This is a genomic window from Curtobacterium sp. Leaf183 (genome assembly GCF_001424385.1).
Taxonomy (GTDB): Bacteria; Actinomycetota; Actinomycetes; order Actinomycetales; family Microbacteriaceae; genus Curtobacterium.
The window spans coordinates 294,729-314,928 of sequence record NZ_LMPO01000001.1 but is presented as its reverse complement, the minus strand read 5'-3'; the positions used below and the strand labels follow the sequence as shown (position 1 = coordinate 314,928).

Below are 20,200 nucleotides of genomic sequence, written 5' to 3'. Positions count from 1 at the left end.
TGGTCATGCAGTGCCGCTGAACCGTCTCCGACCACATCTGCGCGCCGATCCCCGGCGCACGTCCGAGAGGTCCACCATGTCCGCACTCCTTCCCCTGCACGGCAAGACCGCCCTCGTCACCGGCGTCTCGCGGCGCCGCGGCATCGGGTTCGCCGTCGCCCGCAAGCTGGCCGCACTCGGCGCGGACGTCGTCATCCACCACCACCGACCACACGACATGGACCTGCCGTGGGGCGGTGACGACCTGGACGCGGTCCGCGACGGCATCCGCGACGTCCTGGTCGACGGCGCCCGGTTCGCAGACGTGTCGGCCGACCTGCGCGATCCGTCGTCCGTGCCCGACGTGCTCTCGGCGGCGGCTGCGCTCACCGGGCAGGTCGACGTGCTGGTCTGCAACCACGCGAAGAGCGGCGACGACGGCAGCATCCTCGACATGACGCCGGAGCGGCTCAGCGCCTTCTGGGAGGTCAACACCCGAGCGACCATGCTGCTCACCGCGGAGTTCGCCCGTCGTCGCGCGCCCGCCAGCGACGGACCACGTCGTCCGGGTGACCGGATCGCGGGGACCGGGCCGTACGCCGAGGTCCAGGGTCACGTCTTCTGGATGACGTCGGGGCAGATCCACGGCGCGATGCGCGGCGAGGTGGCCTACGCCGCCAGCAAGGCCGCCCTCGCGGGGGTCACCGCGACGGTGGCCGCCGAGCTGCTGGAGCTCGGCATCGTGCTCAACACGATCAACCCCGGTCCGGTCAACACCGGCTACATGGACCCGGAGACGACCGACCGATCGCTGGAGGACCTGGACGCGTACGTCGCGAGCACGCCGTTCGGGCGGGTGGGGACGCCGCAGGACCCCGCCGAGCTGATCGGGTGGTTGGCCACGTCGAGCGGCAGCTGGGTGGTCGGGCAGGTGCTGACGTCGGACGGTGGGTTCGGTCTCTGACCGGTCCCGGCAGCGGCGACCAGGCCGGGGCTCTGGTGCGCGGCCCTCTGGAAGGCGTCAGCGGCTGACGCGTTCCAGAGGGCGCGTGGGGGCACGTGCCGTCCGGACGGCGGTTGGCGTGCCCGCCGGTCGGAGGAGCCGCGGACCCGGGCTCCGCCACCCGATGTCCCCTCTGTTGGGGACATGCTTGTCCCCGCCTGACGACCCCATGTCTCCGAAGGATCCGCAACCAGCCTCACCAGGATCGGATCCCGCATGCTCACCACCGTCCCCTACCGAACGTTCGTCGGTCCGCTCACGTTCGCCGACCCTCCCGTCCGGCCTGCCGCGCGACTGCGCGCGGTCGCTCCCGCGGTGGCCCTCAGCCGTGCCGCGGCGGGCGACGCCGACCGGACGCTCGTCCGCCGTGCATCGGCAGGCGACCACCGTGCGCTCGCGCAGATCGTGCGGCGCAACGCCGGACTGCTCCGTGCGACCGCGCTCGGGATCCTGCGGAGCTCCAGCGACGCGGACGACGTGGTGCAGGAGACCTTCATCGCCGCCTGGACGCACTTGGGCGCCATGGCGGACGGTGCTGCCGTCACGGGCTGGCTCGTGACGACGGTCCGACGCCGCAGCTACGACCGGCTTCGGGGCTCCGTGGCGCAGCGCCGGACCGGGCTGGACGACTCGATGCCGGCCTCCACCGACCGTGCTCCGGCGGCCGTGGCGGAACGGGCGTCCCTCGTCGTGGCGGCGCAGCGTGTACTGGACGCCATGCCGTCCCTGCAACGTCGCTGCTGGGAGCTGCGACACCTCGAGCGCCACAGCTACGAGGCGATCGCGCTCGAACTCGACGTGCCGGTCTCGACCGTGCGTGGCCAGTTGGCACGGGCACGCGTGGTGGTCGAACGGGAGCTCGCGCCCTGGCGGTGACCGCGTCACCGGGTGCCCGGCGGCGTGGCCCCGAGCAGCACGGGCCGGGGACTCGCCGGGTCAGACCCTGCGTGCCCGACGACGGTGTGTGACGACCGCGAGGGCGATGCCTCCGGCGAGGAGCGCCCCGGCGATGCCCAGGGGCAGGGTCGGGTCGGTGCCGGTGAACGCCAGTTCACCGGTGGGCCGGTTCCCGCCACGACCGGCGGCCGGTGTCGGTGTCGTGCCCGGCGTCGTCGGCGTGGTGGCCGGAGCGGTGGGCGTTGCCGTCGGTGTGGCCGTGGGCGCCGGCGTCACGGTGCCCGCGCCTGGCTGCACGGTGATCGACACGGTGGTCGTCGCGTCCGGCCCCGTGCCGTTGGACGCGGTCACCGTCGCAGTCGTCGTCCCCGGTGTGGTCGGCGTGCCCGAGATGACGCCGGTCGTGCCGTTGATCGTCAGCCCCGTGGGCAGTCCCGCGGCGCTGTAGGTCGGCGTCGGGGTGCCGGTCGCGGTCACCGTGTAGGAGTACGGCTGACCGGCGGTGGCATCGCTCGGGGTGCCCGCGGTGATGGTGGGGCCGGTGGTCTCGGACGTCGAGCCCGGTGCGGGGCAGCCCTGCGATGCGGTGATCACGTTCGAGTCGAGCGTGACGGCGGCGTTGTTCGCGAGGAGTCGTCCGGCCACGGTGGCGCCGGTCGTCGCGGTGATCGACTGGTTCGCCAGGACGGTGCCCTGGAACCGGGCCTTGGTCCCGATCGTCGCGGAGCTGCCGACCTGCCAGAAGACGTTGCACGAGCTCGCGCCACCGGTGATCGTGATCCGGGTGCCGGACCCGACGGTCAGGGTCGAGGCGGCCTGGAACACCCACACGGAGTCGGCGCTGCCAGCCAGGGTCAGCGCGCCGTTGTTCGCCAGCTGCAGCGTGGGCCCGGAGTACACCCCCGGTGACAACGACAGGCCGTTCAGCTCGGTGAGCCCGGTCCGCTTGGGGCTGAGCGACGCGGCCACGTTGTAGGCGGTCGTGGTGTCCAGCTGCGCCTGGGCGGCTTCGGCGTCCGTCTGGTGCGTGGTGCCGGTCACCCTGCCGTTCGGCGCGCCCCCGAACCCGGTGATGGACGACTCCGGCGAGACGCCGAGGTCGCCGTTCACCACCGTCGGCCCGGTGTTCGTGACGGCGCTGGCGCCGAGGATGCCGTAGGTCGCGGCGGTCCCGAGGTCCACCGGCCCCGAGATGACCGTGGCCGCTGACGCTGCAGAACCGGAGGCCAGGGCCATCGCTGCGGCGAGTCCGATGCCGGTGACGGCGATCAGCGTGGGGCGGAGGAAACGGGACGTGGCCATTCGAGGCGCCTGTCTGATCTGGAGAGGCACAGTGTGGGCATCGATGACACGCACGTGATCTCCGGTGTGGCGAGTGTGCGCCTGATCGGGGGTGTTCTGCAGGATCCCGGTCGTTTGGGGGTTCCGGGGGTACGGCATGCCGACACACGCGTGTACCCCGATCGCCCGCGGTCGTGCGGGCCGAGGACGCCGGTGCCCCGAGCACCGCGGGTGCGCTCAGTGCGCGCGCGCCTGCTCAGCCAGGAACGCGTTCCGCTGCCGGATGAGGTGCAGCATGTACCGCCCGAGCACGAGGACCTCGGCCAGGCGCCCGAGCGGCCCGAGGGGCGCGCGGAAGGTGATGGTGTCGACCATCCGCGTACCACGGGCCGACGGCTCGAACCGGTGTTCGTGGTGGAACCGGGCGAACGGTCCACGCACCTGTTCGTCGACGAACCGGTGCGGCGCCTCCGACGCGGTGATCTGTGAGGTCATGCGCCAGACCACACCGAGGTGCCGCGCACGCCAGGTGACCGTCTCGCCCAGGCCGATGGTGCCCGACGTCGTGCCGCTCACCGCACGCTCGCCGCTGGCGGCCATCGACTGCTCGTGCGCGCCGATGTCGAGCGAGAGCGCGAAGGCTCGCTCGGGGGTGGCGTCGAGCTCGGTCACGACCCGGAACGAAACCGTCATGGTCCGATCCTGGCGTAGGGCAGGATGGTGCCGTGACATCGATGACGGAAACGGCCAGGAGGCTCGCACCCGGTCTCGCGCTCGCCACCGGCATCGCCGTGGTCGCCACGGTCATCGGCCGGTTCCTGCCCGTCGTCGGCGCGCCGGTCAGCGGCGTGGTGCTCGGTGCGGTGATCGGGATGGTGCGTCGCCCCTCGGACGCGCTCAAGCCGGGCATCACGACGGCCAGCAAGTTCGTGCTGCAGCTCGCCGTGGTGCTGCTCGGCGCGCAGCTGTCGCTGCTCGAGGTCGCCCGCGTCGGCGTCGAGTCGCTGCCGGTCATGCTCGGCACCCTCGTGGTGTGCCTGCTCGCGGCGTGGGGTGTCGGCCGGCTGCTCGGCGTCGTCGGCAACCTGCGCACGCTCATCGGTGTCGGGACCGGCATCTGCGGCGCGTCGGCGATCGCCGCGGTGACGCCCGTGATCGGCGCCGTGTCGGTCGAGGTCGCGTACGCCGTCTCGACGATCTTCCTGTTCAACGTGGCGGCCGTCATCGTCTTCCCCGTCGTCGGCCACGCGCTGGGGATGAGCCAGCACGCGTTCGGGCTGTTCGCCGGGACCGCCGTGAACGACACGTCCTCGGTCGTGGCGGCGGCGAGCACCTACGGCACCCAGGCGGCGAACTTCGCCGTCGTCGTGAAGCTCGTCCGGACGCTCATGATCATCCCGATCGTGCTCGGGCTGGCGTGGCTGGTCGGCCGACGCGAGGAAGCCGCCGTGCGACTCGCAGCCGGCGACACCGGTGCGTCCGCGACGCCGCGGCAGCGCTGGGGCGTCCGTCGCGTGTCCCGACTCGTCCCCTGGTTCCTGATCGGGTTCGTCATCGCCGCGGCCGTGAACTCCACGGGCGTCCTGCCCGGACCGGTCCACCCGGCGATCTCGACCGTCGCGGCGTTCCTGATCACGGTGGCCCTCAGCGCGATCGGCCTGTCCACGGACATCGCCGGGTTCCGTCGTGCGGGGTTCCGCCCCCTCGTGCTCGGGCTGGTGCTGTGGCTCGTCGTGACCGGCTCGAGCCTGGGGCTCATGGCGCTGACGGGCGCGTTGTAGCGTCGAGGGCATGACGCTTCCCTTCCCGGTGATCGACGGCCACAACGACCTGCCCTGGGAACGGCGCGAGTCCCATGACTCCGGCGTCGAGGGCATCGACACCGAGCAGGACTCCCTGCACACCGACCTGCCGAAGCTCCGCGCGGGCGGTGTGGTCGGGCAGTTCTGGTCGGTGTTCGTGCCCGCCGACGACCCGGAACCGGTTCGCACGACGCTGCAGCAGATCGACGTCGTGCACCGGATGGTCGAGCGGTACCCGGACGACCTCGCACTCGCCCGCACCGCCGCCGAGGTCCGGGCCGCGACGCGCGCCGGCCGGATCGCGTCGCTGCTCGGCGCCGAGGGCGGGCACTCGATCGGTGACGACCTGGCCGTGCTCCGCGACTTCGCCCGGCTCGGGGTGCGCTACATGACGCTGACGCACAACGACGACACCCCGTGGGCGGACTCGGCGACGGGGGATCGGGCCCACGGGGGTCTGACCGACCGGGGGCGGCAGGTCGTCGCCGAGATGGAGCGCATCGGCATGCTCGTGGACCTGTCCCACACGGCGCCGGCGACCATGCGCGACACCCTCGACGTCGCGACCAGTCCGGTGGTCTTCAGCCACTCGTCGACGATCGCCCGCAACGACCACCCGCGGAACGTCCCCGACGACGTGCTCGCCCGGCTGGCCGACAACGGCGGCGTGGTGATGGTCACGTTCGTCCCGAAGTTCGTCTCACGGGCGTGGGCGGACTGGGAGGCAGCGGGATCGGTCGGCGACGGTCCGCTCGTGACGGTGTCCGACGTCGCGGACCACGTCGAGCACGCGCGGGACGTCGCCGGCGTCCGGCACATCGGCCTCGGTGGGGACTACGACGGAACGCCGGTGCTGCCCCCGGACCTGCGCGACGTGTCGCGGTACCCCGTGCTGGCGGCCGAGCTCGAGCGGCGCGGATGGGGTGCGACCGACCTCGAGGCACTCGCCGGCGGCAACGTCCTGCGCGTGCTCGAGGCGACGGACGAGCGCTTCGCGCGCACGGCGTTCGTCCGGTAGCGCGTGGCGACGGGGTCGGCTCGCCGGGGGGTCGGTGCCGGTGGTCAGCCGTAGGTCGGGTACTGCGGCCACCCCGCGGGGCTGTCCTCCCAGTCCTGCTGCCGGCCGTACACCGTGCGGTCCATGATGTGCGCCACCGGCAGGATCGCCTCGGTCCCGCGGGCACTCGTCGCGTACGTCAGGTACGGCACGCCGTCCCGCAGCAGGTAGTACGAGTACCCGGGCAGGGGGAAGTCCGCTCCGTCGTCGTCCTGGACCGTCCAGCCCCAGTCGTCGTGGTAGCTGGTCGCGCCCGAGGACACCCAGGTGTGCGGCCACCCGCGCGCACGTTTCCAGGAGTCGAGCTTCTCGATCGGTGCCTGCGAGATCATCGCGAAGGCGATGCCCTCGTCCTCCACGCGGCCCATGTCCGCGGGGAGGTTGTCGACCGCCCAGGTGCAGCTCGGGCACCCTTCGTCCCAGTTCGGGGCGAACATCACGTTCTGCACGAGCAGCAGGTAGCGGTCGCCGAAGAGCTCGGACAGGTGGACGGGGCCGTCGGGTCCGGTGAACGCGTAGTCCTCGACCCGGACCATCGGCAGCCGGCGCCGTGCGGCCGACACGCGGTCGCCGTGCCGGGTGACTTCCTTCTCGGCGTCGACCTGTTCCGCGAGCGCCTGGTCGAACGCGCTGCGGTCGACCACCGGCGGAGCGGCGTCGGGGTGTGCTGTCCAGGGCATGGTGACCTCCTCGTCGTTCCCGCGCAGGGTACTCGCGTCGGGCGGATCGTGCCCGCGGCGGGACGATCGTGATCGCGCCTGACGTGCATACCGGCGATGCAGTCCTCGTCGGCTGCGCGGGGCAGGCTCGGACGATGGCCGACGATCACCCCCTGCCGACTGACTACGGCGAGACGCTCGAGCTCATCAGCACGAGGGTCCGCGCCGCGCGGAGCCGTGTGCAACTCGCCGCGAACGCGCAACTCATCCACCTCTACTGGTCCATCGGTTCCGTCTTGCTCGAACGGTCGGCTCGTGGGCGTTGGGGGAGCGGTGTGCTGCCCCGCCTGGCGGGCGATCTCCGTCGGGCCTTCCCGGACGTGAAGGGGTTCTCGGCGACGAACCTGAAGTACATGCGGCAGCTCGCAGCTGTGGCCTGAAGAATCGTCATGAGGTCAACAGGCTGTTGACCAATTGCCCTGGGGACACAGCTCTCGTTCTACGTCACCGTCGTGGACGACCGCATGCGGCTCTCGACACACGCCGAGACCGTGGGACTGCTGCTGGTGACGGGCAAGAGCGACGCCGTGGTCCGGTACGCACTCGGCTCATCCGCGGCGCCCGTCGGCGTCGCCCGCTACGACCTCCTCCCGCCCGAACTGCAGCGAGCGCTGCCGTCCGAAGCCGACCTACGGCGCGCACTCGACGCGAGCGTCGGCTGACGGACCGCAGGCCGGTGCGGCTCCCGCGAGCCGCTCGCGTCATCGACAGGGCCACGTCGGGTCCGGTGGCTAGGATCGCAGCGCACGCCGCGCCTCCACGTCGGACCGCGGGCGACCGAACGTGAGGACGGAACGGATGACCGGCACCATCTACGACAACATCTCGCAGGCCTTCGGCAACACCCCGCTCGTGCGGCTGAACCGACTCCCCGTCGAGGGCGGCGCCGAGATCCTGGCGAAGCTCGAGTTCTACAACCCCGGTGCCAGCGTGAAGGACCGTCTCGGCGTCGCGATCATCGACGCTGCCGAGCAGTCCGGCGACCTCAAGCCCGGCGGCACGATCGTCGAGGGCTCGTCCGGCAACACGGGCATCGCGCTCGCACTCGTCGGAGCCGCTCGCGGGTACCGGGTCATCGTCACGATGCCCGAGACGATGAGCGTCGAGCGTCGCGCCGTGATGCGTGCCTACGGTGCCGAGATCGTCCTGACCCCGGGTGGCGAGGGCATGCAGGGAGCTGTGTCACGAGCCGCCGCCATCGTCGACGAGACGCCCGGCGCGATCCTGGCGCACCAGTTCGAGACGGCCGCGAACGCCGCGATCCACCGTCGCACGACGGCCGAGGAGATCCTCCGCGACACCGAGGAGCACGTCGACGTGTTCATCGCGGGCGTCGGCACCGGCGGGACCATCACCGGTGTGGGCCAGGTCCTCAAGGAGCGCGTTCCCGGCGTGCAGATCGTCGCGGTCGAGCCGAAGGACTCGCCCCTGTTGACCGAGGGCAAGGCGGGGCCGCACAAGATCGCGGGCATCGGTGCGAACTTCATCCCCGAAGTGCTCGACCGCTCCGTGATCGACGAGGTCTTCGACGTCGAGCTCGACGACGCGCTGCGGGTCGCCCGTGCGCTCGCGACGGACGAGGGCATCCTGGCGGGGATCTCCTCCGGCGCGATCATCCACGCCGCGATCGAGATCGCCGCCCGGCCCGAGAACGCCGGCAAGCGCATCGTCGCGATCGTCTGCGACACCGGCGAGCGGTACCTGTCGACGGTGCTCTTCGAGGGACTCACTGCGTGACCCATCGCCGTCACGGCGTGCTGCGGACGGTGCGAGAGGACCTCGCCGCAGCACGCCGAGGAGATCCCGCTGCCCGCGGTGACCTCGAGAACGCGGTGGTCTACTCCGGGTTGCACGCCATCTGGGCGCACCGGGTGGCACATCGGCTCTGGATCGCCCGTGACCTGCCCGGGTCCCGCTTCGCGGCCCGGGTCGTCGCGCAGACCGCTCGCGCCCTGACCGGGATCGAGATCCACCCGGGCGCCCGCATCGGACGACGGTTCTTCATCGACCACGGCATGGGCGTCGTGATCGGCGAGACCGCGGTGGTCGGGGACGACGTCCTGATGTTCCACGGCGTGACGCTGGGCGGACGCGGCGGGGCGCACGGACCGGGCGCCCAGCGGCACCCGACCGTGGGGGACCGGGTCGTGCTCGGTGCCGGCTCGTCGCTGATCGGGGCGATCACGGTCGGTGCGGACTCGGTCGTCGGCGCGAACACGGTCGTCACCAAGGACGTCCCGGCCGGGTCGGTCGTCACCGGTGTCGCCGGAACCGCCCGTCCACGCTCCGGCGGCGAGGGCGTCCCGGCGCTGTGACCGTCGGGGTCAGCTGATCTCGCAGGCGATCCCGTCGCCGTCGGCGTCGGACTTCTTGTTCGCGGCGTAGAGCGCGTCGTCCTTCTTCACGGTCCCCTGCAGCGCGCGGTACGTGACCTTGCCCTTCGTGGTGACCCGGTTCTGCGTGACCGACTTCTTTGCGATGCCGCCGGAGTACACCTTGTGGACCGCGTCGCAGTTCTTGTAGACGGTCGCGGCGGCCTCGGCTGGCGTGGCCGTGCCGAGACTGACCGTCGCGGCGAGTGCCAGGGCGGTGGCGGTGACGCCGATCGACGTGATGATGCGCATGGTCCCCCCAGGGGTCGTTCCCCGTCACGTCGGACACGTGACGGTTGATCGTACGCATCGGTCCGCGGTGCCCGAGACCCCCTGTCCGGGGCTTCGGGCATGCTGGGGCGATGGACGGAGCAGCGCTGCACGAGATCGCGGTCCGCACGGCGACGGGCCTGCCGGCGGTCGAGGAGACACAGCCCTTCGGCGAGGGCGCGTTCGTCTACAAGGTCGTCGGCAAGATGTTCGTGATGACCTCGGAGCTGCGGGGCGTGCCGATCGTCAACCTGAAGTGTGCGCCGCCGCACGGCGCTGCCCTGGTGCGGGACCACGACGAGATCACGCCCGGGTGGCACATGAACAAGCGGCACTGGATCACACTGGCGCCCGGGGACGGCATCGATGAGACCCTCGTCGAGGACCTGGTGGCGAACGCGTACGACCTGGTCGTCGCCGGGCTCCCGCGAGCGAAGCGCCCGCTGGACCCGAACCGCGGGCGCGACGACTGACCGCGACCGGGACGCCTGGTCCGCCGCTGACACCTGGCAGGCTGGGCCCATGCTGTGGCGCACCGACTCGATCATCCTCGACGCGGCGACGACCGCCGCGGCCCGACTCGGCGGGAGCCGTGCGGGCGACGCGACCCACACGGTGGCGGCTGCGGCGATGGACCTCTCCGGCCGAGTGCACGTCGCAGCGAACGTGTTCCACTTCACCGGCGGCCCCTGCGCCGAACTGGCCGTGCTCGGCGCGGCCGCAGCCGTGTCGGACGACCCGGTGATGTCGATCGTCGCGGTCGGGGACGGCGGGCGCGGCGTCCTCGCCCCGTGCGGCCGGTGCCGCCAGGTCCTGCTCGACCTGCACCCGCAGGCCCTCGTGCTGGTCCCCGGCATCGGCGCGGAGCCGGAGAGCGTCCCGGTGCGCAGCCTGCTGCCGCGGTCGTACCGCTGGCCGGACGCGCCGGCACAACGGGTCGTCCGGTTCGCGGGCCGGTACCGCGACGCCGTGCTGGCGGGGCGGAAGACCGCGACGATCCGGTTCGACGACCCGCAGGGTGCCGGACCCACGACGTTCGCGTTCGAGGACGAGCACGCCGAGGCCTTCGACGCCGTCCCCGCAGTGGTCACGTCGGTGACCCGCAAGCGCGTCGCGGAGATCGACGACCAGGACGCCCGCGACGAGAACGTCGGGTCGGTGGCGGCACTGCGGGACGGGCTCCGCGGGCACTACCCCGGACTGGCCGACGACGACGTGGTCGAGGTCGCGCGGTTCAGCCTGCGGGGGTGACGTCCGCCGAGCGTCGGGCGAGCGCCTTCGTGACCTCACGCAGCACCTTCGGCGCGAGCGCCCGCCCATCGGCCTCGTCGAGCACCGCCTGGGCGCGTTCCGGCGTCACCCCGGAGAAGAGCTCACCGATCGTGACACCGTGCTCGGGACGGTCGACGACCACGACGGGGTCACCAGCGGCGACCGGCCCGGACTTCACGACGCGCAGGTAGGCGCCGGGGCGGCCCTCCGCAGCGAACCGCTTGACCCACTTGTCGACGTCCATCCGTCGGGCGAAGGTGCCGCACGGGATGCGCGGGATCGTGACCTCGAGCACGAGGGTGTCGCCGACCCGCCAGCGCTCCCCGGTGACCGCTCCGGTGACGTCGATGCCGCTCGTGCGGAGGTTCTCGCCGAACAGTCCGGGTGCGATCGGCCGGTCGAGCATCGCGGCGAAGACGGCGGCGTCCTCGTCGGCGTACGCGTAGACGGCCTGGTCCTCGCCGCCGTGGTGCTTGCGGTCGGCCTGCACGTCGGCGTGCAGCCCGAGCGGACGGACACGGACCGGGCCGTCGACCGGACGCTTGTCGATCGCGGTGACCCCGATCGTGCCGCGGTCGGGCAGCAGGCGGTCGACGCGGCAGACGGCGGTGACGAGCGACATGCACCCAGCCTGCCCCACGGAGGCCGCCGAGCGGAACCTGGCAGTTCGCTGGCGCCTGTGACGTTCCGCTCCCGACCACCGTCACATGGGTGGACCCGGCAGTCGCCGCGTCCCCACGAACGAAGCAGGAGCACACCATGACGAACTCCACGAACACCACCGGCCGCACCGTCATCGAGGACGCCGTCGTCGAGAAGGTCGCCGGCATCGCCGCGCGCGAGGTCCCCGGCGTGTACGCCATCGGTGGCGGAGCCGCCCGTGCGATCGGCGCCGTCCGCGACGCGATCGGGCAGCGCGACCACGGCCAGGGCATCTCGGTCGAGGTCGGCGAGAAGCAGGTCGCCGCCGACGTCGTGATCGTCGCCGAGTACCCCGTGCCGCTGCAGCGCCTCGCCGACGACGTGCGTTCGTCGATCGCCCGCGCACTCGAGCAGATCGTCGGCATGGCGGTCGCCGAGGTCAACGTGACGGTGCAGGATGTGCACATGCCCGAGGAGGACGCCGACGAGACGGAGTCGCGCGTCTCCTGACACCGAGCCCGCACTCGCGACCTGGAGAACCAACCGTGCACCACCAGCCACCCCGGACGGCACTCGTCGACCTCGACGACGGCGTCCTCGCCGGACGGTCGACCGACGGTGACGTCCGGGCCTTCGAGGTCCTGATCCGCCGGCACACCCCGCTGCTGCGTGCCTACGCGCGCCGCACCCTGGGGTCGACCGACGAGCTCGACGACGTCGTGCAGGAGACCTTCATCACCGCGTGGGACCGGCTGGACTCGCTCGAGGACCGGTCGCACGTGAAGGCGTGGCTGATGCGCATCCTCAGTCGCAAGTGCCTCGACCGCATCCGGGCACGACGCGACCACGACGACGTCACCGAGATCGAGGTCGCCGCTCCTGCCGACGGAGCTCCCGAACGCGTCGCCGAGGCCCACGACCGCGAGCACGCCGTCGAGCTGGCCCTCGAGTCCCTTCCCGAGGCGCAGCGACGGTGCTGGCTCATGAAGGAACTCCTGGGTTCCTCGTACGAGGAGATCGCCGAAGACCTCGGCGTGCCCGTCTCCACCGTGCGCGGACTGTTGTCCCGCGCCAGAAAGAACATGATCAGTCTGATGGAGGGCTGGCGATGAACGAACTGCCCGACAGTGCTGCACTCGCGTCCCTCGAACCCGACGACCTCGACGGTCACTCGATCGACGAACTCGCCGACTACCTCGACGCCGGCATGCAGCCACCCGTCCCGAGCATCGACGACTCGCCCGCGTGTCAGAACGCCCTGGCGGCGATCATCCGCCTGCGTCACGCCTCGCTCGGCTCGCTCGAGAACGCCGCCCGCTCCGAGGCCCCGGCCGACGAGTCCTGGATCGGCGGTGTCCTGGCGAACATCTCGATCGAGGCCCGCTCCGGCCGCGACGTCCCGCTCCGGTCGTCGTCGGCGACCGAGCGTCCGGTGATGACCGAGGGTGCGATCCGGTCACTGGTCCGGCGTGCCGGTGACTCGGTCCCCGGCATCGTCGTCGCCCGCTGCGCCATCGAGGGCGACGTGACGCAGCTGCTCGCGCCGGTCCGCGTCTCGGTCGAGGTCGCGATCGTGGCGGGCCCGTCGATCCCGGCGACGGCGGACCTGGTCCGGACCGCGGTCGACCAGACGCTCCGCGAACAGACCGACCTGGTGGTCGAGGCGGTCGACGTCGTCGTCCGTGACCTGCTCGTCGGACGCGACGCCGAGGAGGCGCACGCCGACCCGGCGGCGGTGGACGTCGACACGACCGACCCCGACCGCGACACCGAGACCGACACCACCGAGGAGGCCCGAGGATGAGCGACCCCAGCCACACCGACGACGCGCCGCAGACGAACGAGACCTGGTCCGTCGACACGGTCGACGCCGTCGAGGCCGCGGTCCTCGAGGTCCCGGGGGTCGCCGAGCTGTACCGCGCCAAGCCGACCCTGCACAGCGCCGTCACGGCGGTGCAGCGCATCTCGGCGACCGGGAACCCGCCGCGTGTCGTGGTCGACGGCGACGTCCTGCGCGTCGTCATCGGCACGGACGGCTTCGCCCCGGCACCGCAGGTCGCACGTGCCGTGCACGACGCGGCGCTCGCCGCCGCGACGGCTGCCGGCCACACGCTGTCCCGGGTCGACGTGCGCGTCGCACGCGTCGGCTGACGCGACCGCAGACCGTCCGTCAGTCGACCGGGCTGCGCTCCGCGACCTCCAGGACCACCACGATCGCGGCGACCGCGAGCGCGGTCACCACCAGTGACGCGGTGGGGACCGCGATGCTCGCCAGCACCACCAGGACGAGTGCGACGACGGTCACGTTCCACCGGGGCGCCAGGGTCGGTCGGAGCGCGAGCGCCCACACCGCCGCGACGAAGAGCGCGACCGGCACCGCGATGGTCGCCGCGACGGAGGCCCGGGTCAGGTCCGCCTCGCCGGCGTCGGCACTGACGGCGACCTCGATGCCCGCGGGGAGTGCGGCTGCCGCGGCGAAGACCACGTAGTGGCCGTAGCCGAAGACCAGGGCGCTCGGCAGCCCCCGGATGTGCTCGTGCTGCTCGCGGGCGAAGTAGATCCACCAGAGCCCGGCGACGACCACGAGTCCGCCGCCGGCCAGGGTGAGCAGCGGTCCGAGGTGCTCCGCGTGCCGCAGGCCGTCGATGACGGCGTTCGCCGAGGCCACCAGTCCCTCACCGAGGACGATGAGCGTGAAGAGCGAGTAGCGCTCGGCGATGTGGCGAGTGTGCCACGGCGTCGTCTCGGAGCTGGACTCCGCCCAGACCGGCACCAGCAGCTCGAACAGCACGAGGAACGGGATCACGGCCGGCGCTGCGGCGTGCGGGACCGCCAGCAGCGCGACCCAGAGCGCCTGCACGACGACGACGCCGACGACGTACCGCGTCGCCGTCGACCGGTACTGCGGAGCGGACACCCCGGCGCGGACCCACTGTGCGACGAGCGCGAGCCGCATCACCACGTAGCCGATGACCACGACCACCGGCGCCTCGCCGTGCATCGCGGGCCCGACCCCGGCGGCCAGGACGAGCACCCCGGCCATCTGCACGAAGGTCGCCACGCGGTACAGCCAGTCGTCCGTGTCGAAGGACGTCGCGAACCAGGTGAAGTTGATCCACGCCCACCAGATGGCGAAGAACACGAACGCGAACGACAGGATCGCCGAGCTGACGTGTCCCTCCGCCTCGATCTCGTGCAGGTTCGACGCGGCGAAGCCCACGGCGACGACGAAGACCAGGTCGAAGAGCAGCTCGAGCGGGCTGGCGGCGCGGTGCCCCTCGGCGGGGTCGCGAGGCCGCATCCGGCGCAGTCCGATCGTCGTCACCGTGCATGCCTACACGAGGACCGGCCCCGGGCGGAACCCGGGGCCGGTCGACGTGTCGCTCAGACGGTGCCTGCTCAGTAGAAGTTCGTCGCCTGCGAGTGGCTCCAGGCTGCGCACGGGGTGCCGTACGCGTCCTTGATGTACCGCAGCCCCCAGGTGACCTGGGTCGTGGCGTTTGTCTGCCAGTCGGCGGCGACGGTCGACATCTTCGAGCCGGGCAGCGCCTGCGGGATGCCGGTCGCGCCGGACGGGTTGTACGCCTGGTAGTCCCAACCCGACTCCTTCGTCCAGAGGCTGTCCAGGCACTGGAACTGGTCGGACCCCCAGCCGTACTGCGACGAGGCGAGCGAGGCCGCGGTCGACTTCGCCCCAGCTGGGGTGTTCGCGGCGGCCTGGGCGGCGGCGGCCTGGGCGGCGGCCGCGGCTGCGGCGTCCGCCTCGGCCTTCGCCGCTGCTGCGGCCTCGGCGGCCCGTGCTGCGGCGGCCGCGTCGGCCGCGTCGCGCCGGTCCTGGTCGGCACTCGCCTGGGCGACGTCCTGCGCGGTGTCGACGGTTGACTGGATGCGGTCGCTGATGGCCGCCCCGGACAGCTGCCGGTAGTCGGACAGTGCGCTGATCCGTCGTTCCAGGGAGGCGGTGTCGGTCTTGTCGTTCGCGTCGGCGACCACGGTCTTCGCGGTCGTGATCGTCGCGGCCGCCTGGGCGCGGTCGAGCGCGGTCCCGCTCAGCGCGGGCGCTGCGGAGGCCGTGGGCATGCCGATGGCCTCGCCGATCGCCGGCTGGGAGCCGACGGTCAGTGCGCCACCGGCGACGACGAGCACGGCGGCGCCGCTCGCGAGCAGCACGCCGCGCTTGCGGAGCGCGCGGCGGATCCGGCGCGACGGGCTGTCGAGCGCAGCGCGCCGGGTCGTCGGGACCGGGTCGGTGGGGATGGGCGTCGGGGCGTGGGGGTGCAGTCCTGGCATCGTTTCCGGGTGTCGGGCGGGTCGGCCGTGCGCACCGCATCGTCGCAGCGCAGCAGGGACCCGCCGGTGGGGGAGTCCGGACGGTGCTGTGGGGGCCCGTCCGTCCGCCGGGCGGCCGTGTGGGGCGGCCGCCGCGATGACGGAAACGGCCACCCTGGACGACGACCCTGGGCGAACCGTCAACAGCGACTGGCAGAACGGTCCGTCCACCCGGTTGGCGCGATGCCTCAGGGGGGTGCTCAGCGCTCCGAGCTGGGCTCCTGCTGGACGCCTTGGCCCTGTGCAACGCGCTCCAGCGCGTCGAGGGCACCGGCGATCGCGTCGAGGTCGCTGGCGGGCAGGTCGTGGATGAGCTCGGCGACGATCCCGGTGCGCTGCGACCGGGCGTCCTCGACCGCGGTGACGCCGGCGTCGGTGATGCTCACCTTGAACGCTCGACCATCGGTCGGGTCGGCCTCGCGAGCGATGAGCCCGCGCTGCTCGAGCTCCGTCAGGATGCGGGTCATCGTGGGCTTCGTGACCACCTCGAGTCGCGACAGGTCGCCCGGACGGAGCGGTCCTTCGCGCTGGATCGTCGCCAGGGCGGAGACGATCCCGTACCCGAGCGACGCCGAGTCGGAGCGTGCGCGCCGGTTGATCCGTCCGACCGCCCCGGCCAGGCGTGCGGCGATCTCGGTGCGGTCGGTCTGCCCCATCGGGTGGTCCGAGTTGTGCTGCCTCATCGGGTGCTCCAGGGGGTCGTGCGGTGGTCGAGCCGATGCTACCGGCTCGGTCGGGACGGGGTTCCCTGTACGTCTCCGCAGGAACGGTGTCAGTGCTTCTCCCCGGGGAGCTGGTGGATCGCCTCGGTGGCGAGCTCGGCCTCGACGTTGTCGCCGTTCTCCGTGGCGCTGCGCAGCCGCTTGAAGTCGGCGGTCATCCGGTCCCAGTCCACCAGTTCGTCGAGGTTCGGCAGGCGCAACCGGAACGCGAGCCCGTCCATCGTGTCCGTGCACACCCGTCGCAGGTTCTCGTTGCCGCACTCGGCGACGTACAGGGCGAACACGCCGAGCGCGTCGGTGTTGACGGCGCGGACGTCGTGCGCCTCGAGCTCGGCGATCGTGCGGTCGAGCGCCGCCAGGACCTTCTTGCGTGCGCTGGCCCCGAGCCGGGGGACCGCGAGCCGGACGACCCCGCCGAACAGCACGCCGAGTGTCTGCAGCGCCTCGATGACCTCGTCCGGCTTGGGTGTGGTGATCCGGGTGTACCGGTTCGGCGCCATCTCGATGAGCCCGGCCCGGGCGAGCTGGCTGAGCGCTTCGCGGATGGGGGTGCGGGAGACGCCGAGCCAGGCGATGAGCTCGTCGTCGTTGAGACGCTCACCGGGTTCGAGCGTGCCGTCCATGATCGCGGCGTGGATCTTCTGACGGACGGTGTCGCGGAGCAGCTGGTGTTCGGTCGGGGCACTGCTGGGGACCGGCATGTCGTTTCCTTCGGTTCGGGTTCCGTCGGCCGACGCTGGTCGGTGTGCGGATGCACGGCCGACGATACCTGACATACGAACGGTGTTCCGCTCGGTTCAGGGTGTGTCAGTGTCCCGCAGTCGCCCCAGGGTCACCGCGTCGTCCTCGCCGGCCCACCAGCGGTCCAGCACGGCACGGAACGGGGCGGGATCGTCGGCCACCGCGGCGAACAGCGTCATCGAGGACCGGAGCTTGACGGCGTCGATGCCGCCCATGAGCGCGTCCACCGAGCGCGCCCGGCTGGTCGCTGCGGCGTCGGCGACCTCGAGCAGCCGCGGTCCGAGCACGGGGTGCGCCAGGTAGGCGCGTGCCTCCGCGGCACCGCTGATGCCGTACCGCACGGCCGTCGCGCTGTGCCCGAGCCCGGCGAGCTGCGGGAACACGAACCACATCCAGTGCGTGTCCTTGCGTCCCCGGCGCAGTTCGGCCAGCGCGATCTCGTGCACACCGTCCTGGGCGCGCTCGAACCGGTCGAGGTCGGGGTGCGTACTCACCGGACCACGTCCCCCCACGCGTACCGCACCGTCGTGCCGTCGAGCACCAGGAGCGAGTCCGGTGCCCGGTCGAACAGCCCCGACATCCCGACAGCGTCGGGCAAGTCGCCCTCGAGCCGTTCCAACCGCGCCTGCCGGAGTGTCAGCGGCGGGTGCTGACGCTGCCAGAACACGGTCTGCGCCAAGTGCCGCGCGTGGATCCCGGACCGGGTCGTGAGCTCCGTCGCCAGCGGGGTGTCGTCGACCGCACCGGCCACGACCCGGACCGCAGCGGCGTGGCGGGGCTGGACCGCGCCTCCCGTCGGTCCGCGCAGGACGCGCAGACGACCGAGCGGGCCCCCGGAGCGTTCCGGGTGCCGCACGGAGCGGTAGCGCAGCGCGTCCCCGCGGCGCCTGCCACGCGCGTGTGCGAACGTGTACGGCACACCGAGGAGCGCGTGTGCTGCCACGATGGCGGGCACGTTGGCGGTGTCGACGGTCCGGTAGACCACACCGCGTCGACCGCGGTCGTCGATCGTCAGGATCTCGATCGTGACCTCGGTCATCGAGCCGATTCGCCGCGACGGCGGGAACGGCGGGACCCGGGTGTCGCGGAACACGTACGACGTCAGGCCGGCCCACGCGCTGCCGTCGACGACGTCGGGGCGTGTGCCTCGCGGCACGAGCTGCGCCAGCGACGCCGGGTCGTGCCGCCAGTGCGCGAAGACGACGTCCTCCCACGCGTGCACCGTGACCGCGCGGTGCACCAGGGGGACGGACGCCCGCTCGCGCGCCGTCGGGGTCATCGTCGCGGCGCGTGCCGACCGACGCGCAGTGCCCACAGGACCAGCGGCGCCTGCAGGGGGAGGCGCACCACCGAGACGAGCCGCATCGCCCGGGTCGACCGCGGGCTGTCCAGCATGCCCTTGGCCATCGTGACGTTCGCGGGGAAGACGGCCAGGAAGAGCGCGGCCGCGGCCATCCCGGACGCGCGGCGGGTGGCCGGGATCAGCAGACCCGTCGCGATGCCGAGCTCGGCGGCTCCGGAGAGGAGCGTCGTGGTCCGGGGCGGCAGGCCGGCCGGCACGATGCGGTCGTAGCCGCGCGGGCGGAGGAAGTGCGTGACGCCGGCGCCGCCCAGGAGGACCGCGAGCGCGCCCGCGGTCCTGGTGGCGCGTCTGGCGCGTGCGGAGCGTCGTCCCATGGCCCCATCGTGGCCCGCCGGTCGGTGGGTGCTCCCAGAAGCGACCCAGGATCCTGCGGCGGGGGACCGAGCCCGGAGCGACCAGGTCAGGGTGATCAGGTCAGGGCGATCAGGTCAGCGCGGTCGCGACCAGGTCGAGGACCGCGGCGGCCACCTCGGCCTTCGTGCCGGATGCCGCCCGGATGACCTCGCCACCGGGGACGAGCACCTCGATGGCGTTCTCCTCGCGCTCGAAGCCCTCGGACCACCCGACCCGGTTCAGCACGAGCATGTCCGCCGGCTTCCGGGCGATCTTCGCGCGACCGAGCTCGAGGCGCGCGTCGCGGTCGGGTTCCGTCTCGGCGGCGAACCCGACGATGATCTGACCGGTCCGGCGGTTCGCCACCAGGTCGGCCAGGACGTCCGGGTTCCGCACCAGCTCGAGCGACATGCGCTCGCCCTGTGCGTCCTTCTTGAGCTTCTCGGACCGGACCTCGGCCGGTCGGTAGTCCGCGACCGCCGCGGTCATCACCACGACGTCCGCGTCGGCGGCGGCGGCGTGCACGGCGTCTGCGAGCTCGAGGGCGGAGCCGACGGGGACGACGTGCGCGTCGAGTCCTGCGGTCAGGCTGCCGTCGACGTTGGCCGCGACCAGGATGACGTCCGCACCGCGGGACGCGGCGGCGGTGGCGATGGCGACGCCCTGCCGTCCGCTCGAGCGGTTGCCGACGAAGCGGACCGGGTCGAACGGTTCGCGGGTCCCACCCGCGCTGACGACGACGCGCACGCCCGCCAGGTCGCCCTGCTCCCCGCGGGCGCCGGTGCTGCCGGCGGTCGCGGACTGGAGGCCCGGTTCGGCTCCGTCGGGTCGGCCCACGCCGGTGGTCTCGGCCAGCACGGCCAGGGCCGCCGCCAGGATGTCCTCCGGTTCCGACATGCGACCGATGCCGGCGTCGTCACCGGTGAGTGCACCGACCTCCGGGCCGACGACGTGCACCCCGCGGCTGCGCAGCGTCGCGATGTTCGCGCGGGTCGCGGGGTGCTCCCACATCTGCGGGTGCATGGCCGGTGCCACGACGACCGGGGCCTCGGTCGCCAGGAGCGTCGTTCCGAGCAGGTCCCCGGCCAGCCCCGCGGCCATCCGGGCGAGCGAGTCGGCGGTGGCGGGGGCGACCACCACCAGGTCCGCACGGCGGCCGAGTGCCACGTGGCGGACCTCGGCGACGTCCTCGAACACGCTCGTCGTGACGGGGTTCCGGCTCAGGGCCTCGAGGGTGGGCAGTCCGACGAAGCGCAGGGCGCCCTCGGTCGGGACGACGTGCACGTCGTGGTCGGCCTTCACGAAGCCGCGGATGACCTGCACCGCCTTGTAGGCCGCGATGCCCCCGGTGATGCCGACGACGATGGTCCTCCGTGCTGCGTTCACGGTGGCCACGCTACCCGGGGCCCGTGGGAGGG

Annotated in this window: 27 protein-coding genes; 14 read left to right on the top strand and 13 right to left on the bottom strand. The window is 72.5% G+C overall.

The annotated features are described in order from the left end of the window. Positions 1–76: 76 nt before the first annotated feature. Together ASG04_RS01500 and ASG04_RS01495 are read left to right on the top strand one after the other, a co-directional pair. A complete protein-coding gene (locus ASG04_RS01500) occupies positions 77–943 on the top strand; it encodes an SDR family oxidoreductase (protein WP_056119200.1) in 867 nt (288 codons plus the stop codon). A gap of 255 nt (positions 944–1,198) precedes the next feature. Next, positions 1,199–1,858: an RNA polymerase sigma factor gene (locus ASG04_RS01495; protein WP_056119198.1), complete on the top strand. Its 660-nt coding sequence runs from the start codon at positions 1,199–1,201 to the stop codon at positions 1,856–1,858. A 60-nt stretch (positions 1,859–1,918) separates the two neighbouring features. On the opposite strand, the gene ASG04_RS01490 is transcribed toward ASG04_RS01495, so the two are convergent. Together ASG04_RS01490 and ASG04_RS01485 are read right to left on the bottom strand one after the other, a co-directional pair. Next, positions 1,919–3,181, bottom strand: a complete 1,263-nt coding sequence (locus tag ASG04_RS01490) for an ice-binding family protein (protein ID WP_056119195.1) — start codon at positions 3,179–3,181, stop codon at positions 1,919–1,921. A 216-nt stretch (positions 3,182–3,397) separates the two neighbouring features. Then, entirely contained in the window at positions 3,398–3,853 is a 456-nt protein-coding gene (locus tag ASG04_RS01485; protein ID WP_056119192.1) for an SRPBCC family protein, read from the bottom strand. 41 nt (positions 3,854–3,894) lie between these two features. On the opposite strand from ASG04_RS01485, the gene ASG04_RS01480 reads away from it, so the two are divergent. Next, positions 3,895–4,941 carry a YeiH family protein gene (locus ASG04_RS01480; RefSeq protein WP_056119189.1) on the top strand — a complete coding sequence of 349 codons (1,047 nt, stop codon included), beginning with the start codon at positions 3,895–3,897 and terminating at the stop codon, positions 4,939–4,941. 10 nt (positions 4,942–4,951) lie between these two features. Beyond that, positions 4,952–5,980 (top strand): dipeptidase, encoded by a 1,029-nt coding sequence (locus tag ASG04_RS01475; RefSeq protein WP_056119186.1) that lies wholly within the window; start codon positions 4,952–4,954, stop codon positions 5,978–5,980. A gap of 44 nt (positions 5,981–6,024) precedes the next feature. Here ASG04_RS01475 and ASG04_RS01470 read toward each other — a convergent pair whose 3' ends face one another. Then, on the bottom strand, positions 6,025–6,699 hold the full coding sequence (locus ASG04_RS01470) for a DUF899 family protein (RefSeq protein ID WP_056119183.1): 675 nt from the start codon (positions 6,697–6,699) through the stop codon (positions 6,025–6,027). Between the two features lie 134 nt (positions 6,700–6,833). Between ASG04_RS01470 and ASG04_RS17745 the strand changes: the two genes are divergently transcribed. The 4 genes from ASG04_RS17745 to epsC all read left to right on the top strand — a co-directional run bounded on the left by ASG04_RS17745 (position 6,834) and on the right by epsC (position 9,053). Further along, positions 6,834–7,118 (top strand): DUF1016 N-terminal domain-containing protein, encoded by a 285-nt coding sequence (locus ASG04_RS17745; protein ID WP_235515393.1) that lies wholly within the window; start codon positions 6,834–6,836, stop codon positions 7,116–7,118. Positions 7,119–7,151: 33 nt separating this feature from the next. Then, complete coding sequence (locus ASG04_RS17740) at positions 7,152–7,400, top strand: PDDEXK nuclease domain-containing protein (RefSeq protein WP_321164474.1); 249 nt, start codon at positions 7,152–7,154, stop codon at positions 7,398–7,400. Positions 7,401–7,536: 136 nt separating this feature from the next. After that, a complete protein-coding gene (gene cysK / locus ASG04_RS01455) occupies positions 7,537–8,475 on the top strand; it encodes a cysteine synthase A (RefSeq protein WP_056119174.1) in 939 nt (312 codons plus the stop codon). Then, positions 8,472–9,053, top strand: coding sequence for a serine O-acetyltransferase EpsC (gene epsC, locus ASG04_RS01450; RefSeq protein WP_235515391.1), 582 nt, complete (start codon positions 8,472–8,474; stop codon positions 9,051–9,053). The genes cysK and epsC overlap by 4 nt, the downstream gene beginning before the upstream one ends. Positions 9,054–9,062: 9 nt before the next feature. Here the strand turns inward: epsC and ASG04_RS01445 are convergent, their stop codons facing one another. Next, positions 9,063–9,362 (bottom strand): excalibur calcium-binding domain-containing protein, encoded by a 300-nt coding sequence (locus ASG04_RS01445; protein WP_056119168.1) that lies wholly within the window; start codon positions 9,360–9,362, stop codon positions 9,063–9,065. A 110-nt stretch (positions 9,363–9,472) separates the two neighbouring features. On the opposite strand from ASG04_RS01445, the gene ASG04_RS01440 reads away from it, so the two are divergent. Together ASG04_RS01440 and ASG04_RS16945 are read left to right on the top strand one after the other, a co-directional pair. Next, positions 9,473–9,853, top strand: a complete 381-nt coding sequence (locus ASG04_RS01440) for an MmcQ/YjbR family DNA-binding protein (RefSeq protein ID WP_056119166.1) — start codon at positions 9,473–9,475, stop codon at positions 9,851–9,853. Positions 9,854–9,902: 49 nt separating this feature from the next. Then, complete coding sequence (locus tag ASG04_RS16945) at positions 9,903–10,631, top strand: ASCH domain-containing protein (protein WP_082517717.1); 729 nt, start codon at positions 9,903–9,905, stop codon at positions 10,629–10,631. On the opposite strand, the gene ASG04_RS01430 is transcribed toward ASG04_RS16945, so the two are convergent. Continuing rightward, the gene (locus ASG04_RS01430) at positions 10,615–11,274 is read right to left on the bottom strand and encodes an MOSC domain-containing protein (protein ID WP_056119163.1); all 660 of its coding nucleotides are present in this window, start codon (positions 11,272–11,274) and stop codon (positions 10,615–10,617) included. The two genes, ASG04_RS16945 and ASG04_RS01430, sit on opposite strands and share 17 nt — an antisense overlap. A 137-nt stretch (positions 11,275–11,411) precedes the next feature. On the opposite strand from ASG04_RS01430, the gene ASG04_RS01425 reads away from it, so the two are divergent. Genes ASG04_RS01425 through ASG04_RS01410 form a run of 4 tightly spaced genes read left to right on the top strand, consistent with a single transcriptional unit; the run spans position 11,412 to position 13,445 of the window. Continuing rightward, entirely contained in the window at positions 11,412–11,804 is a 393-nt protein-coding gene (locus ASG04_RS01425; RefSeq protein ID WP_056119161.1) for an Asp23/Gls24 family envelope stress response protein, read from the top strand. Positions 11,805–11,839: 35 nt separating this feature from the next. Continuing rightward, complete coding sequence (locus tag ASG04_RS01420; RefSeq protein WP_056119158.1) at positions 11,840–12,406, top strand: RNA polymerase sigma factor; 567 nt, start codon at positions 11,840–11,842, stop codon at positions 12,404–12,406. After that, positions 12,403–13,098: a hypothetical protein gene (locus ASG04_RS01415; RefSeq protein WP_056119155.1), complete on the top strand. Its 696-nt coding sequence runs from the start codon at positions 12,403–12,405 to the stop codon at positions 13,096–13,098. The genes ASG04_RS01420 and ASG04_RS01415 overlap by 4 nt, the downstream gene beginning before the upstream one ends. Beyond that, positions 13,095–13,445 carry a hypothetical protein gene (locus ASG04_RS01410; RefSeq protein WP_056119151.1) on the top strand — a complete coding sequence of 117 codons (351 nt, stop codon included), beginning with the start codon at positions 13,095–13,097 and terminating at the stop codon, positions 13,443–13,445. Before ASG04_RS01415 ends, ASG04_RS01410 begins: the two co-directional genes overlap by 4 nt. A gap of 19 nt (positions 13,446–13,464) precedes the next feature. On the opposite strand, the gene ASG04_RS01405 is transcribed toward ASG04_RS01410, so the two are convergent. From ASG04_RS01405 to ASG04_RS01370, 8 genes are all read right to left on the bottom strand, one after another. Continuing rightward, positions 13,465–14,619, bottom strand: a complete 1,155-nt coding sequence (locus tag ASG04_RS01405) for a low temperature requirement protein A (RefSeq protein ID WP_235515390.1) — start codon at positions 14,617–14,619, stop codon at positions 13,465–13,467. A gap of 74 nt (positions 14,620–14,693) precedes the next feature. Beyond that, positions 14,694–15,584 carry a hypothetical protein gene (locus ASG04_RS01400; protein ID WP_056119146.1) on the bottom strand — a complete coding sequence of 297 codons (891 nt, stop codon included), beginning with the start codon at positions 15,582–15,584 and terminating at the stop codon, positions 14,694–14,696. Positions 15,585–15,823: 239 nt separating this feature from the next. Continuing rightward, complete coding sequence (locus ASG04_RS01395) at positions 15,824–16,306, bottom strand: MarR family winged helix-turn-helix transcriptional regulator (RefSeq protein ID WP_056119144.1); 483 nt, start codon at positions 16,304–16,306, stop codon at positions 15,824–15,826. An 89-nt stretch (positions 16,307–16,395) separates the two neighbouring features. Beyond that, positions 16,396–17,046: a GntR family transcriptional regulator gene (locus tag ASG04_RS01390; RefSeq protein ID WP_056119142.1), complete on the bottom strand. Its 651-nt coding sequence runs from the start codon at positions 17,044–17,046 to the stop codon at positions 16,396–16,398. A 96-nt stretch (positions 17,047–17,142) separates the two neighbouring features. Continuing rightward, positions 17,143–17,580, bottom strand: coding sequence for a DUF1810 domain-containing protein (locus ASG04_RS01385; protein ID WP_056119140.1), 438 nt, complete (start codon positions 17,578–17,580; stop codon positions 17,143–17,145). Beyond that, positions 17,577–18,365: a YqjF family protein gene (locus ASG04_RS01380; protein ID WP_146245145.1), complete on the bottom strand. Its 789-nt coding sequence runs from the start codon at positions 18,363–18,365 to the stop codon at positions 17,577–17,579. The genes ASG04_RS01385 and ASG04_RS01380 overlap by 4 nt, the downstream gene beginning before the upstream one ends. Further along, positions 18,362–18,763 carry a hypothetical protein gene (locus ASG04_RS01375; protein WP_056119133.1) on the bottom strand — a complete coding sequence of 134 codons (402 nt, stop codon included), beginning with the start codon at positions 18,761–18,763 and terminating at the stop codon, positions 18,362–18,364. Before ASG04_RS01375 ends, ASG04_RS01380 begins: the two co-directional genes overlap by 4 nt. A gap of 109 nt (positions 18,764–18,872) precedes the next feature. Continuing rightward, positions 18,873–20,168 carry a bifunctional phosphopantothenoylcysteine decarboxylase/phosphopantothenate synthase gene (locus tag ASG04_RS01370; RefSeq protein WP_056120151.1) on the bottom strand — a complete coding sequence of 432 codons (1,296 nt, stop codon included), beginning with the start codon at positions 20,166–20,168 and terminating at the stop codon, positions 18,873–18,875. Positions 20,169–20,200: the final 32 nt, after the last annotated feature.

What these genes read in the sequence shown, in the direction of transcription:
- ASG04_RS01500 (WP_056119200.1), top strand. Translation starts at nt 77, where the DNA reads ATGTCCGCACTCCTTCCCCTGCACGGCAAGACCGCCCTCGTCACCGGC.
- ASG04_RS01495 (WP_056119198.1), top strand. Translation starts at nt 1,199, where the DNA reads ATGCTCACCACCGTCCCCTACCGAACGTTCGTCGGTCCGCTCACGTTC.
- ASG04_RS01490 (WP_056119195.1), bottom strand. Translation starts at nt 3,181, where the DNA reads ATGGCCACGTCCCGTTTCCTCCGCCCCACGCTGATCGCCGTCACCGGC.
- ASG04_RS01485 (WP_056119192.1), bottom strand. Translation starts at nt 3,853, where the DNA reads ATGACGGTTTCGTTCCGGGTCGTGACCGAGCTCGACGCCACCCCCGAG.
- ASG04_RS01480 (WP_056119189.1), top strand. Translation starts at nt 3,895, where the DNA reads ATGACGGAAACGGCCAGGAGGCTCGCACCCGGTCTCGCGCTCGCCACC.
- ASG04_RS01475 (WP_056119186.1), top strand. Translation starts at nt 4,952, where the DNA reads ATGACGCTTCCCTTCCCGGTGATCGACGGCCACAACGACCTGCCCTGG.
- ASG04_RS01470 (WP_056119183.1), bottom strand. Translation starts at nt 6,699, where the DNA reads ATGCCCTGGACAGCACACCCCGACGCCGCTCCGCCGGTGGTCGACCGC.
- ASG04_RS17745 (WP_235515393.1), top strand. Translation starts at nt 6,834, where the DNA reads ATGGCCGACGATCACCCCCTGCCGACTGACTACGGCGAGACGCTCGAG.
- cysK (WP_056119174.1), top strand. Translation starts at nt 7,537, where the DNA reads ATGACCGGCACCATCTACGACAACATCTCGCAGGCCTTCGGCAACACC.
- ASG04_RS01445 (WP_056119168.1), bottom strand. Translation starts at nt 9,362, where the DNA reads ATGCGCATCATCACGTCGATCGGCGTCACCGCCACCGCCCTGGCACTC.
- ASG04_RS01440 (WP_056119166.1), top strand. Translation starts at nt 9,473, where the DNA reads ATGGACGGAGCAGCGCTGCACGAGATCGCGGTCCGCACGGCGACGGGC.
- ASG04_RS16945 (WP_082517717.1), top strand. Translation starts at nt 9,903, where the DNA reads ATGCTGTGGCGCACCGACTCGATCATCCTCGACGCGGCGACGACCGCC.
- ASG04_RS01430 (WP_056119163.1), bottom strand. Translation starts at nt 11,274, where the DNA reads ATGTCGCTCGTCACCGCCGTCTGCCGCGTCGACCGCCTGCTGCCCGAC.
- ASG04_RS01425 (WP_056119161.1), top strand. Translation starts at nt 11,412, where the DNA reads ATGACGAACTCCACGAACACCACCGGCCGCACCGTCATCGAGGACGCC.
- ASG04_RS01415 (WP_056119155.1), top strand. Translation starts at nt 12,403, where the DNA reads ATGAACGAACTGCCCGACAGTGCTGCACTCGCGTCCCTCGAACCCGAC.
- ASG04_RS01410 (WP_056119151.1), top strand. Translation starts at nt 13,095, where the DNA reads ATGAGCGACCCCAGCCACACCGACGACGCGCCGCAGACGAACGAGACC.
- ASG04_RS01400 (WP_056119146.1), bottom strand. Translation starts at nt 15,584, where the DNA reads ATGCCAGGACTGCACCCCCACGCCCCGACGCCCATCCCCACCGACCCG.
- ASG04_RS01395 (WP_056119144.1), bottom strand. Translation starts at nt 16,306, where the DNA reads ATGAGGCAGCACAACTCGGACCACCCGATGGGGCAGACCGACCGCACC.
- ASG04_RS01390 (WP_056119142.1), bottom strand. Translation starts at nt 17,046, where the DNA reads ATGCCGGTCCCCAGCAGTGCCCCGACCGAACACCAGCTGCTCCGCGAC.
- ASG04_RS01380 (WP_146245145.1), bottom strand. Translation starts at nt 18,365, where the DNA reads ATGACCCCGACGGCGCGCGAGCGGGCGTCCGTCCCCCTGGTGCACCGC.
- ASG04_RS01375 (WP_056119133.1), bottom strand. Translation starts at nt 18,763, where the DNA reads ATGGGACGACGCTCCGCACGCGCCAGACGCGCCACCAGGACCGCGGGC.